Below are 12,623 nucleotides of genomic sequence, written 5' to 3' on the forward strand. Positions count from 1 at the left end.
GGGCGGGAACCGGAACCCAAGCCACCCGCCCCTACTTCTTCTCGTAGTTCTTCAGATACGGCGCCGAGTGGACCTCCGCGCCATTCAGCACGCACCCGACGATGGGCGCGCCGCCCAGGCTCTCCACCGCCTGGTGCACCGCCTTGCCCGACGTCACGTTGGCGCGGATGACCATCAGCACGCCGTCCGCCTGATGGCCCAGGATGGCCGCATCCGCGAAGGGCAGCGTGGGCGGCAGGTCGACGTAGACCTCGTCGAAGCCCTCACGCACCGCCTTGAGGAACTGCTTCATCCGGCCGCTCGCCAGCACCTGCGCGGTGTCCTCGGGCGTGACGCCCGCGGGGATGAGGGCCAGGCGCGTGGAGTTGAACCGCCGCACCACGTCCCGTACCTCACAGTCCCCCGCCAGCAGCTCCGCCAGGCCCGTCTTGTTGCGCATGCCCAGCGTGGCCGCCACGCCGCCCCGGCGCAGGTCCGCATCCACCAGCAGGATGCGGCGCTCCGGGTTCGCCCGGGCCGCGGCGAGCGCCAGGTTGACGCTCGTCACCGTCTTGCCTTCCCCCGGCATCGCCGAGGTGAGCGCGACGACCTTCATCGGCCGCAGGTCCCGCATCCGCTCGAGCCTGTAATAGAGGCTCCGGTATTGCTCCGCCGCGGCCGATGCCGGCGCCGTCAGCGTCACCACCCGGCGGTCCACCGCGTTGCCGCCCGTCGGGTTGTCATCCACTCGGGGGAGGAAGTTGCCCGCCCGCTCCATCGTCTGATCCATGTCCGTCCTCCGTTCTTTCCGGCGCGACTCAGTTCAACGACGTGGGGTTAGACACGCTGTTTCGAGCCCCCGAAGCCGGCATCAGAATCCGCCGCTCCGTCTTGCCTTGCATTTCCGGGACCACCGCGAGCACCGGCAGCGTCAGGCGCTGGCGAACCTCGGTGCCATCACGCAGGCTGTCGTCGCGCATCTCCAGCACCGCCCCCGTCAGCACCCCCAGGCCCAGGGCCAGGAGGAAGACGATGAGCATGCCCGCCATGCGGTCCGGCCGGGCCGGGGTCGCCGGCACGCCCGCCGGCGAGATGACGTTGAACAGGCTCTTGGCGCTCTTGGCCTCCAGCTCCTGCGCGATCTCCGCCTCCACCTTGCGGCTCACCACGCTCTGGTACTTGGTGCGCGCGATTTCGTAGTCGCGGTTCATCACCGCCAGCTCGTGCGCCCAGCGCGGGGTGTTGTTCAGCCGGCCCTGGTACGCCTCGGCCTGCTTCTGGAGGTCCTGAATCTCCTGCTGGATGTTGCCAATCAACGTGGCCACGCGGGCGCGCTCGGCGCGCTCGGCCCACAGCCGCCCTTCGGCCTCCTTGCGGCGCGCCGACATGCCGTCCAGCTCCGTCTGAAGGCGCTTCACCTCCGGGTGGTCCTCCGTCCAGGTGGTGCGAGCGTTGACCAGGGAACGGGTGAGCCCGTTCTCCGCGGCCTCGAGCCGGCCGGCCTCGCTGTCCACCGCGTTACGCGCGCGGGCCAGGTCGGAGCGGCGGCCCTCGGCGACACGCAGCTCCTCCGACTTCGTCTGGAGCTGATGCGACACGCGCTCCAGGCTGCGCATGTTCATCTCCATCTGCTCGGGCAGCTCGCCCAGGTGGTCCACCTTGAACTGGGAGATCTTCGCCTCCCAGTTGCTGACCGCCTTGCCCAGCTGAACCATCTCCTCGTTGAAGAGGTCGGTGGCGCGCGCCGCCTGCGCCTGACGAATCTTCAGCGTCTCATCGGAGAAGATGGTCGGCAGGCGGTTGGCCACCTGCGCCGCCACCTGCGGGTCGCGGTTGGCGTAGGTCAGCTCGAAGGCCGTCTCCCCCTCCACGCGCACCGTGAGGTCCTTTCGCATCTGCGCGACCGCGGACTCCATGCCCTTCTCCGAAACGATGTCCGGATAGAGGTTCATCTCCTCGATGGCCTTCTGAAGCACCGGACGCGCCAGCAGCTCCTGGCGAACGGTGAGCAGCCGCTGCTCGATGATTTCGCTCACCGTGCGCTGCACCATCTCCTCACCCGGCCGCTGCGGCTCCACGCGGACCACCACTGAAGCCTCGTACATGCTCGGCCGGGTCATCACGATGGCTGCGCCCACCACGAAGACCACTGCTGCGATGGCACCGACCAGGGCCTTGCGCCGCCACAGGGCACCCAGAAGCTGGTCTGCCGTCATCCCTCGCTCCATGTTCCGCTCCTCCTCCATCCCACGCGATGTAGCTACCAAGGCGTCACCACCAGACGGACGGCGAACACATTGCGCGTCAGGTCCACCGCGCTCGCCGAATCCGCCAGCCCAACCTGAGCGATTCGATCCACCGCCCCCTGCGCCGACAGGCGCCGGTCAATGCGGTACTCCACACCACCACTCACCGCGTAGCCCTGCGACACCCGCGGCGCGCCTCTGAACACGGCCCAGTCCAGCGACGGGGCCTGCCCGTTGCGGAAGAAGCTGGCCGCGCCAAAAAGCGTGAACTTCTGGGTGAACCGGCGCGCCAACATCACCGACGCGTAGTCCGCCCACAGCGCGTTGGTGAAGCCGTTCGCGCCCACCAGGTCGTGTCCCATCGACACGCCCACGTCGAGCATCTCCCCTTCCCGCTGCAGCTCCACGTTCACTCGCGGAACCCAGCCCCCCTGCTGGCCCACCGGCGCCAGGTACCGCACGGGGCCCGCCCGGACGGTGAAGGTGGTAGGCCGCGTCAGCCGATACCGCAACCCCAGCGCCGCGCCGTGCGACTGGCTCAGCGCCCCCTCATAGAGGAAGCCCTGGTACCGGTACTCCAAGCCCAGGCTGAGCCGGCGCGTGGCGCGGTACCAGCCTTCGATGGAAGGCGTGTGCGCGTACCCCGCGCGCTGCCCCACGTCGATGATGCGCACCGCCTCGAAGCGGTACCCCGTGCGCACATCCAGCCGCTCCGCCAGGCGGTTCGTCACGCCCAGCGTCGCCTGCGTGAAGAACGTGGGCAGCGTGGAGCGCGCCAGGCCGTCACGCGGCAGTGAGCTGGGGTCCGTGACACGGAACACCCGGATCGCCGTGTCCAGCCGCAGGCGACGCGTCATCTGGTGCCGGGCCTCCAGACCGCCCCGGTGGTCCAGCGTCGTCCTGCCCGAGCCATGCCGCATCAGCAGGTCGGCCGCGTAGAAGCTGTCCAGCGTGAGCCGCGCGTCCTTCGCCTCCAGTCCCAGCCGCGGTGTCACCTTCGTCATCAACTGGCCGGCGCCGCCGCCGCCCAGTCGCAGGTCGTCGTCGAACCGCTCCTCGGCCGTCAGCCGAAGCCGGGGTTCCCATACCGTCGCGGCCTGCGCGGCAGGCGCGCCGAACATGAGGCCCGCGAGGAGCCACTTCTTCCAGTTGCCTTTCACCGCCGCCCTCCGTCCCGCTCGCCCACCACCGCCCACGTCCACTGCGTCCCCCCTCACGGAACGACGACGGTGTCACCCGGCCGGAGCATGACCTCGTGTCCGCCATCCGGAGAGATGAGGTCGCTGTAGCGCACCGGAATCTGTCCGCCCTTGCTGTCGGTGCGGATGACCACGATGCCATCCGAGTTGGCGAAGTCCGTGAAGCCGCCCGCCAGCGCGATGGCCTGCAGCAGCGACACGCGGCCGCGCAGCGGATAGGCGCCCGGGTGGGCCACCTCGCCGGTGACGAACACGCGGCTGCTGTTCACCTCGCGGACAATCACCGTCACGCGCGGCTCCTGCACGTACGGCTGGAGGGCATCCTTCAGGGATTCGGCCAGCTCCGTGGGCGTCTTGCCCGCGGCGTGGACCTCGCCCACCATGGGCATGGAGATGTAGCCATCCGGACGGACCGGCAGCGTCCGGGACAGCTCCGCGTCACGCCACACCGCGATGTCCAGCACGTCCTCGCGGCCAATCCGGTAGGGCTGCTCCGTGTTGTCCACCTTCACCTGCGGCTGGTGCGCGCAGCCCCCCAGGAGCATCACGCCCAACACCGTCCAGAACCCCGCGCTCGTCTTGCCCATCGTCGGCTCTCCCTCAAAAGCGTGTGTCGCGCTCCCGGCCCTACCGCGGCCGGACGTTGCTTCCGGCGGCGTTGCCTAGCAGCGCGTGTGCCACGTACTGGAGGGAGGGAAAGCCCTTGGATAGCAGTGGGTTACGAAGTGCCCTCCTGGGAGCCCCCATGGGGTTCAGGAAATTTTTCCGGCATCGTACCCGCGTCGCATCTGGTGCTTTCTTCAGGCATTGCCCTGAACAGGGAACGACTTTGCCCTCCGCGGCCCCTCCCGCTTCCCATTTCCCGGGGATGGAGGCTGGCACGCGTCTTGGATTGGAGTTCGCGCGAGGCAATGAAGTCCACAACGCGTGATGCGTTCGCGAGAACGGGGGATGGTCGGATGAGGAAGGCGGCTGGGGCGGTGGCGGCGTCGTTCGCGATGGGCACGGGGGCCATGACCCTGATGGGTGTGGCCTTCGCAACGCAGATGGAGGCCGCGGTCGTCGCGGTCGTGGGCCTGGCGTTGTACGCGAGCAGCGCGCTGCTCACGAACAAGGCGCCGGCGACGGCGGCCACCAGCGTCGCGAAGCAGGCGTAGTCCGGATGTAACGAAAGAGGCCGGGCGCCCGCGCGTGGCGCCGGCCTCTTTCATTTGGCGCGCGCGGTTGCGGACCATAAGGTGCGCCGCCATGGCCAAGCCACAGTACTGGCTCATCAAGAGCGAGCCCTCCGTCTACGCCTACGCCCAGTTGGAGAAGGACGGGAGGACGGAGTGGACCGGCGTACGCAACTTCGAGGCACGCAACAACATCCGGGCGATGAAGCCCGGGGACCTCTGTCTCTACTACCACTCCAACGAGGACAAGGCCGTGGTGGGCGTGGCCCAGGTGCTCACGCCGCCAGGACCAGACTCCACCGTGCCCGATGAGGACTGGGCCGCCACCTTCATGGGGCCTGTCGTCCCCTTCACGCAGCCGGTGGACCTGGCCACCATCAAGGCCACCGCCGCACTGCAGGATTTTCCGCTCGTCACCCGCGGCCGGCTGAGCGTGGCCCCCGTCACCGCCACGCACTTCAAGCAGGTGTTGAAGATGGGGAAGACAGTACTACCGAAGTAGTACGGTGACGCTGGTGGGGCGCCACCCCCGAAGGCATACTCCGGCGCCGTGAGTGCCACTGACATCCGCAAGATTCCGGCGCAGGAGACGCGCGACCTCCGCCACGCCATCCTCCGTCCCAACCAGCCTCCGGAGATGGCCGTCTATCCCGGAGATGACGACGCGGACACGCTCCACCTGGGCGTCTATACGGAGGGCCGCCTGGTGGGCGTGGCCTCCCTGTACCGGGAGCCGCCGCCGGACGCGCTGCGCGCCACCACGGCCTGGCGCCTGCGAGGCATGGCGGTGGACCCCACCCTGCGTGGGCACGGCCATGGCGCCGCCCTCCTGAAGGCCTGCATGGAGCATGCGGCGCGGCAGGGCGGTTCCCAGGTGTGGTGCAACGCGCGGATGACGGCCTCCGGGTTCTACCGCGCGCAGGGCTTCGCGCAGCGAGGCGAGCCCTTCGACCTGCCCGGCATCGGCCCGCACCACCTCATGTGGCGCAACCTCGGAACCTCCTGATGACCACCCTCCCCGACCTCGACCTCATCCGGACCTCCATCGAGCGCATCGATGAGGAAATCCTCGATGCCCTCCGCCGCCGGATGGCGCTGGCGGACGACGTCGCCCGGGCGAAGCTGGCCGCCGCCGCGCCCTTCCGGGACCAGCGCCGCGAGGACCTGCTCCTGCGCCGCATCCGCACCCGCGCCGCGGAGCACGGCCTGGACCCGCACGAGGTGGAGCGCATCTGGCGGCTCTTCATCGACATGTCCGTGGCCCGGCAGCACGAGCTCGTCACCCGCCTGGACACCACGCCCCTGCGTGTCGCCTACCCTGGCGTGGAGGGCTCCTACAGTCACCTGGCCGCGCGCCGCCGCTATGGGCGCCGCGCGGGCGGCGTGCTGCTGTCCGGCTTCGACCATGCGCGGGAGGCCGTGGAGGCGCTCCGCCGCGGCGAGCAGGACCTGGTGCTGCTGCCCATCGAGAACACCACCGCGGGCAGCATGAACGAGACGTATGACCTGCTCGCCGAGGGCGGCGTGGTCATCACCGCGGAGCTGGTCAGCCAGGTGGACCACCGCCTGCTGGGCCTGCCGGGCGCGAAGCTGGAAGGCCTGCGGGAGGTGCTGTCCCATCCGCAGGCGCTGGCGCAGTGCGAGACGTTCCTCCGGGAGAAGGTGCCCTGGGCCCGCGCGGTGCCGGACGTGGACACCGGCGGCGCGGCGCAGAAGGTCCGCGAGCGCAACGACGCGTCGGTGGCGGCCATCGCCAGCGAGACGGCGGCGCAGCGCTTCGGCCTGGAGGTGCTCGCGGGCGATTTGCAGCCGGCCTTCGACTACACGCGCTTCGTGGAGGTGGGCCGCGAGGCCACGCCCCTGGCGCCCGGCGTTCCGTGCAAGACGTCCCTGCTGGTGGTGCTGGAGCACAAGCCCGGCACGTTGGGAGAGATGCTCCAGCGGCTCACCCTGCGCGGCGTGAACCTGAGCAAGCTGGAGTCGCGCCCCATCCCGGGGCAGCCGTGGCAGTACCGCTTCTACCTGGACGTGGAGGGCCACGCCGCCTCCGCGGCGGTGACGGCGGCGCTGGACGACATCCGTCCGCTCACCTCGTCGCTGCGCGTGCTGGGGACGTATGCGCGCGCGGAGGCGCCTCATGCCTGAGTCGCCGCGTCGCATCGCCTTCCAGGGCGAGCCTGGCGCCTACGGCGAAGAGGCCCTGCGCGCGCTGCATGGCGCTGACGTGGAGGCCGTCCCCTGCCTCACCTTCCGCGCCGTCTTCGAAGCCGTGGCCGAAGGCCGCGTGCACGGTGGCGTCGTGCCGGTGGAGAGCTCGCTGGGCGGGCCTGTGGCGGAGACGGTGGACCTGCTGCTGGAGCATGACGTGCCGGCGTCGGGCGAACTGTCCCTGCGCATCCGCCACTGCCTGCTGGCCCCTCCGGGCCTGGCACGGGACGACGTCCAGCAGGCCCTCTCCCACCCCCAGGCCCTGGCGCAGTGCGCGGGCTACCTGCGCCGGCGGGGCATCACACCGCTGCCGGAGGCGAACACCGCCGTCGCCGCGCGAAAGGTGGCGGAGGAGAAGCCTCCACACACGGCCGCCGTCGCCAGCCGCATGTCCGCGGACCTGTACGGCCTGGCCGTGCTGGACGAAGGCGTGGAGGACTCGCCGGACAACTTCACGCGCTTCATCGCCCTGGGGGCCGCGCCCGAACGGACGTGGACACGGCGGAAGACGGCGCTGGCCTTCACCGTGGAGAACGGGCCGGGCGCGCTGTTCCGCGTGATGAGCGCCTTCTCCTCGCGCGGCCTCAACGTGGCGCGGCTGGAGTCCCGGCCGCAGCGCCGCGCCTGGGAGTACGTGTGGTGCCTGGACGTGGACGGCGCGCTGGAGGACCCGCGGGTGCGCGAGGCGGTGGCCGCGGCCCAAGCCGCCTGCGTCACCCTGCGGGTGCTCGGAAGCTACGGCGTGGCGTGAGGCTCGCTCAGGCGCTGGTGGCCTGGAGCCCGTCGCCGCTCTGCACGGCCGTCTCGTACGCGGAGCGCACCAGCTGGACGTAGCGCTGCAGCGCGGGGAGCTGCTCCATGCGCAGGGCCTGGGGGCCGTCACACAGGGCGGCCTCCGGGTGCGGGTGGAAGTCCACCAGCACCATGGACGCGCCCGCGATGAGCCCCTGGCCAATGGCGTGGAAGATGTCCGGCAGTCCGTCCGGCGGCGGCGCGGCCTGGCCAATGGCGTGCGACGGGTCCACGCACACCGGCAGGCGCGTCAGCCGGCGCACCACGGGCACGTGGGCGAAGTCCACCATGTTGCGGTGCGGATCCCCCAGGTGCGTCTTCACGCCGCGGAGGCAGAAGATGATCTTCGGGTTGCCCTCGCTCGCCACGTACTCACACGCGTTGAGCGACTCCTCCAGGGTGATGCCCATGCCGCGCTTGAAGAGCACCGGGAAGACACGCTGCTGGCCAATGCTCTTGAGCAGCTCGAAGTTCTGCGCGTTGCGCGTGCCCACCTGGAGCATGACGCCCGTGGCGTTGCCGGAGCGCTCCAGCGCGTCGCGAATCTCGTCGATGTGACGCGGGTGCGTCACCTCCATCGCGATGACCTTGATGCCGTGCTTGCCCGCTGACTCGAACACCCAGGGCAGGCAGGCGGCGCCCAGGCCCTGGAACTCGTAGGGGTTGGTGCGGGGCTTGTAGGCGCCCATCCGCGTGGTGCGGATGCCCAAGCGAGCAAGCGCCGCCATCATCGTGTCCACGTTCTCCGGGTTGTCCACGGCGCACAGGCCGGCGAACACATTCACGGAGCGCTCGTCGAAGGTGACCCCGTTGTACTCGAAGCCGGCGGACGTCCGCTGGCCCTTGTGCCGCCCGATGACGCGGTACTTCTGCGACACGCGCACCACCTGCCGCACGCCGGGAATCTGCTCGAAGGGCTCCACGGGCACCTGCGCGGTGGAACCCAGCAGGTAGACCTCCGTAATCGTGTACTCGGAGCCACCGATGACATGCGTCCGAGGCGTCACTCCCTTGTACTGGGAAGCAACCTGGAGGACGGCGGACACCACGGACTCAGGCGAGTCCGGCTCGAGCATGACGATCATCTTCTGTTCTCCCGGGCGGCGTTGTCTTGACTTACGCGAATTACGTAAAGTGTAGCGGAAAAAGGCCGCGGCAGATGTAACACTTCGGGCCACCTTGCCACGTCCCATCCAGGCCCGGCGGGCCGCCTGCTAGGCCGGCACGGGGCGGAGCCGGGTGGCGAGCTGGGCGTAGTGATCTCTCTGAGCGGGGTCGCCCAGGTGCTCCCACACGTCAGCCAGGGCCCGGGCGCACTCGGCGGAGCCAGGAGACAGCGTCAGCGCCAGTTCGAAGACGTGGCGGGCCTGGCGGTAGCGGGCCTTGTCCGGGCGACGGGAGCCCCGCGTCAGCAGCGCGTTGCCCAGGGTGTAGATTTGAACGGCGGCGGACTCGCGGTAGCCCGGCGTGGGGTTGAGCTGCGTGGCGCGCTGGAGCAGCTGCGCGGCGGCCTCCGGCTCCCCCAGCTCCAGCTGGCAGAGGGCCGCGTCGCGGTGGGCCTCGGCCTCGGTGGGGTCCACTTCGATGGCGCGCTCGAAGCAGCGCAGCGCCTCCTCGAAGCGCTCCAGCGTGGCCAGTGACGCGCCCTTCGCGGTGAGCGCCGGGACGTGCTTGGGGTCCACGGCGAGCACCTTGTCGAATGCGAGGATGGCCGCCTCGTGGTTGCCCGCCATGGACAGGCTCACGCCGTCATTGAAGGCCGCGAACAGCAACTTGGACATCTCTCCCCCAGCTCAAGGGTGACACCGGCCCCGCTCCTGGGCCGGAGGGTCAGCCTCTCACCGGAGAAGTCCCCATGAAAAGACGTCATTCCCAGGCGCGCTTTCGTCCCGCTGATGGGAGCCATTGGCCCCTACTTCAGATCCGCAGGCCCACCTGTACACCGGGCCACAGGAGCACGCTCCCCGCGTCCAGGCTCGACAGACGGCTCAGGTTCGGCACGGGCTCGCCGTTGGAGTCATGCAACACGTTGAGCGTGGGCCCACCGATGATGGCCAGGTTCCGCGCCACCTGGAACCCCGCCACCAGCCGGAGCTGGTGCAGGTGGCGGTCGCCTTCGAAGGACAGGTTCCAGCCATAGAGAGTGTTCGTCACCACGTCCGCGTCCACGAAGAAGCGCTCGGAGATTGGGATGTGCGCACCGAGCCCCAGGCCCAGCGACCAGTGGCTGGGGCCACGCGCCCCCTCCATCGTGCCCATGCCCAACACGAGCGTCGTGTAGAGGTAGCGGCTGCCCACCTTGATGGCGGTGTTGGCGTAGTTGAAGTCATTACCGAAGGCCTCGACGTGGAACTGGCCGTTGCGCGCGATGCTCACCAGGCCCACCGGAACACCGGACTCCAGCTCCCGCGACACGTTCACGAGCCCCAGCTGGAGGCCGCTCATCCGCCCCGCCACGTTGACGATGCCCACCTGCGCGCCCTTCACGTCACCGCCCACATTGACGAGGGACAGCTGCGCGCCCCGTGCCTCCGCCGCCCAGTTCAAGCCCACGGCCATCTGGAGGCCCGTCATCCGGTCCCGCACATGGTTGAACGCCACCGCGCCCTGCACACCGCCGACGTCCCCCGCCGTCCAGTTGCCGCCCACGGCCAGCTGCGCCCCCACCAGCGACGTGCCGGACACGTTGGCGCCCACCGCGAGCTGTCCGAGCGAGCCGCTGGACCGCGCCACGTTGAGCCCGATCGCGGCCTGGATGCCCTCCGCCTTTCCGTGCGCCCAGTTGCCGCCCACGGCCAGCTGCGTGCCCGACATGTCGCCCCGCACCACGTTGGTGCCCAGGGCCATCTGCAACCCGTCCACCTTGTCCGTGGCCACGTTCGCGCCCAGCGCCATCGCCACGCCGTCCAGCCGCGCCATGCGGGATATGCCCATGGACACGGAGAGATGGTTGTCCACGGGCTCGCCGGCGTTCATCAGGTCATTCGTCTGGAGGCCGGGGAACAGGCCCACGTTGAAGAAGCGCGAGCGGCGCCCGCTGCCCGCCGCTGCGACCTCCGCCACGCCGGCACCGGCCCCCGACGAGAGACTCGCCGGCGGGGGCCCACCGCCGCGCATGGCCGTCAGCTCCCCCTGCACCGCGCGGAAGGCCGAGGCCGCCAGCACCGTCCTGCCGCCCTCCCCCAGCTCGAACTCCGCCTGCGAGGTCTGGTCCAGCACCTTGCGCATCACCGAGTAACGGCCCTTCTGCAGCCCCAGCTCGGTGGTGCGGCCCGCGTACTTCTTCAACTCCACCACCAGGCGTCCCTGGGAATCACGGACGTAGAGCCGCCCGTCCACCAGGTCCCCCAGGACGAGCACCGCGGCGGTGGAGCGCAGGTCCGTCATCACCAGGTCGCCGGTGCCCGCCAGCTCGATGTCATACGCGGGGTGCTGCGCCCCGGCCCGCGTCTCCTCGGTACGGGCCAGCGTCTCGTGGAAGGCGAACTGGTAGGCCTCGTGCAGCGTCACCCGGCCGTCCCCTGAGACGTCCGCCGCGCCGCGCAGGCCGGACACCAGGTTGTGGGTGAAGAACGAGCCGCCGATGCGGTCGGACTCCTGGGACACCTCGTCCTCGGAAGACGACGTGAGGATGGCATGGCCCCGCACCGCGGAGGACGCATCCACCATGAAGGCCGGCCGCCGCACTCCGCCCTTCTGGCGAGCCAGCGTGCCGGACGCGCACGAGTCCAGGATGGCGATGCGCACGTCGGCGGGAAGCGACTCCAGCGCCTTGCGCAGCTCGCGGTAGCCGAAGCGGTCCTTCTGGAGGAGCAGCCCCTGCTCGTCGGAGTGGCCCGAATAGTAGACGAGCGCCTCGATGCGCGTGCCCGGCGTGGACGCCGCCGCCAGCATCGCCTTGAAGCGGACCAGGGCGGCCTCCAGCGCCGCGCGGTCGCCCTCCATCAGCAGCAGCTTGTCCTTCGGCTGCACCCCTCCGAGTTCCTCCAGCACGTCGCCGAACGAGCGCGCATCCGTGACGGCGTACCGGAGCCGGGCACGTCCCTCGCCCCCGTCGTTGACGCCCACCAGCAGCGCGAAGCGGCGCACCGACGCCTGCGGCGCCGAGGCCGAGGGAGCCGCGGCGGCCAGGGCGGGCACGAGCAGAAGCGAAAACAGGAGGGACCGCGTCATCACCGCACCTTTTCCAACATGAAGGACGTCTGGCCCAGGGTATCCGGAAGTGGCAGCGGCAGGGTGCGCGCGTCGGTGGGCCGCCGGGCAAGCGCGCGCGCCGCCTCCAGGACCGACGCCACCTCCAGGGGGGCATCGGACGTGACGAAGAGGAAGCGCTCGAAGTCCGGCGCGTCATCGAGCTCGTAGGCATGGGCCAGCGGCACCGCCTCGCCGGGGCCCAGCTCCGTGCTTCCCGACAGCGTCGAGGGATGGTGCAGCGTCACGGCGCCGCGCCCATCCACCGACACCACGACACCATGGCGGCTTCCACCCGACACGTAGCTGAGTTGCAGGACGTCACCGCGGCGCGCCCGGGCCTGTTCCCCGAGCAACTCCGGCTCGCCCGCGCCCTGCCGGTGGACCCGCAGGCGCGGCCCACCCTTGATGCGCACGGTGTCCAGCATCACGATGAGCGGCACCGGTGACTCGGACGGCGCCGCCTGCTCCTCCGGCGCGGACATGAAGAGCAGCGCCAGCGAGGCGGCCACGGGGACGCTGAGTGACAGCCCATGCCACCCTTGCGAATTGCCGCGCCGTGCCGTCTCCGTGCGGACCTGGGACTCGCGCTCGCGCCGGGCCACCTCGGCGGCGACTTCGGCGGGCGGATGACGTGCCAGCGTCTGGCGGGAGTCCGCTTCCAGCCGGGCCAGCCTCGCGGCGCCACCGGGCTCACGCTCGAGCCGGGCTCGCGCGGCGGACAGCGCCTCTGGCGGCAGTTCGCGCAGGATGATTCGCTCCAGAAGCCAGTCAGGGGTGCCAGGGGCCATGCGCAGTGCGTCTCCAGCGCGGCGAAAAGCCCTCGGTTCCCG

The 12,623-nt window shown here is 70.3% G+C and carries 13 protein-coding genes; 5 read left to right on the forward strand and 8 right to left on the reverse strand.

All coding sequences use genetic code 11. The features are described from left to right. Positions 1 to 31: 31 nt before the first annotated feature. From HNV26_RS29455 to HNV26_RS29470, 4 genes are read right to left on the reverse strand one after another with little or no spacing between them, the layout of a single operon-like run. On the reverse strand, positions 32 to 769 hold the full coding sequence (locus tag HNV26_RS29455) for a CpsD/CapB family tyrosine-protein kinase (protein WP_171444138.1): 738 nt from the start codon (positions 767 to 769) through the stop codon (positions 32 to 34). A 28-nt stretch (positions 770 to 797) separates the two neighbouring features. Then, the gene (locus HNV26_RS29460; RefSeq protein WP_171444139.1) at positions 798 to 2,225 is read right to left on the reverse strand and encodes a GumC family protein; all 1,428 of its coding nucleotides are present in this window, start codon (positions 2,223 to 2,225) and stop codon (positions 798 to 800) included. Positions 2,226 to 2,239: 14 nt separating this feature from the next. Next, positions 2,240 to 3,385, reverse strand: a complete 1,146-nt coding sequence (locus HNV26_RS29465; RefSeq protein ID WP_171444140.1) for a porin family protein — start codon at positions 3,383 to 3,385, stop codon at positions 2,240 to 2,242. 53 nt (positions 3,386 to 3,438) lie between these two features. Beyond that, entirely contained in the window at positions 3,439 to 4,011 is a 573-nt protein-coding gene (locus HNV26_RS29470; protein WP_171444141.1) for a polysaccharide biosynthesis/export family protein, read from the reverse strand. A 372-nt stretch (positions 4,012 to 4,383) separates the two neighbouring features. On the opposite strand from HNV26_RS29470, the gene HNV26_RS29475 reads away from it, so the two are divergent. From HNV26_RS29475 to pheA, 5 genes are all read left to right on the forward strand, one after another. Continuing rightward, positions 4,384 to 4,581: a hypothetical protein gene (locus HNV26_RS29475; RefSeq protein WP_225888882.1), complete on the forward strand. Its 198-nt coding sequence runs from the start codon at positions 4,384 to 4,386 to the stop codon at positions 4,579 to 4,581. 91 nt (positions 4,582 to 4,672) lie between these two features. Next, a complete protein-coding gene (locus tag HNV26_RS29480; protein ID WP_171444142.1) occupies positions 4,673 to 5,101 on the forward strand; it encodes an EVE domain-containing protein in 429 nt (142 codons plus the stop codon). Between the two features lie 48 nt (positions 5,102 to 5,149). Next, the gene (locus HNV26_RS29485) at positions 5,150 to 5,605 is read left to right on the forward strand and encodes a GNAT family N-acetyltransferase (protein WP_171444143.1); all 456 of its coding nucleotides are present in this window, start codon (positions 5,150 to 5,152) and stop codon (positions 5,603 to 5,605) included. Beyond that, positions 5,605 to 6,744 (forward strand): bifunctional chorismate mutase/prephenate dehydratase, encoded by a 1,140-nt coding sequence (locus HNV26_RS29490; protein WP_171444144.1) that lies wholly within the window; start codon positions 5,605 to 5,607, stop codon positions 6,742 to 6,744. Before HNV26_RS29485 ends, HNV26_RS29490 begins: the two co-directional genes overlap by 1 nt. Next, on the forward strand, positions 6,737 to 7,558 hold the full coding sequence (gene pheA, locus HNV26_RS29495) for a prephenate dehydratase (protein ID WP_171444145.1): 822 nt from the start codon (positions 6,737 to 6,739) through the stop codon (positions 7,556 to 7,558). The genes HNV26_RS29490 and pheA overlap by 8 nt, the downstream gene beginning before the upstream one ends. 7 nt (positions 7,559 to 7,565) lie before the next feature. On the opposite strand, the gene HNV26_RS29500 is transcribed toward pheA, so the two are convergent. From HNV26_RS29500 to HNV26_RS29515, 4 genes are all read right to left on the reverse strand, one after another. Continuing rightward, entirely contained in the window at positions 7,566 to 8,684 is a 1,119-nt protein-coding gene (locus HNV26_RS29500; protein ID WP_171444146.1) for a 3-deoxy-7-phosphoheptulonate synthase, read from the reverse strand. A gap of 129 nt (positions 8,685 to 8,813) precedes the next feature. Further along, a complete protein-coding gene (locus HNV26_RS29505) occupies positions 8,814 to 9,380 on the reverse strand; it encodes a tetratricopeptide repeat protein (RefSeq protein ID WP_141593796.1) in 567 nt (188 codons plus the stop codon). Positions 9,381 to 9,516: 136 nt separating this feature from the next. Next, entirely contained in the window at positions 9,517 to 11,772 is a 2,256-nt protein-coding gene (locus HNV26_RS29510; RefSeq protein ID WP_171444147.1) for a caspase family protein, read from the reverse strand. Beyond that, entirely contained in the window at positions 11,772 to 12,581 is an 810-nt protein-coding gene (locus HNV26_RS29515) for an ActD protein (protein ID WP_171444148.1), read from the reverse strand. The genes HNV26_RS29510 and HNV26_RS29515 overlap by 1 nt, the downstream gene beginning before the upstream one ends. Positions 12,582 to 12,623: the final 42 nt, after the last annotated feature.

The sequence above is a fragment of the Myxococcus xanthus genome, assembly GCF_013116825.1.
Taxonomy (GTDB): Bacteria; Myxococcota; Myxococcia; order Myxococcales; family Myxococcaceae; genus Myxococcus; species Myxococcus xanthus_B.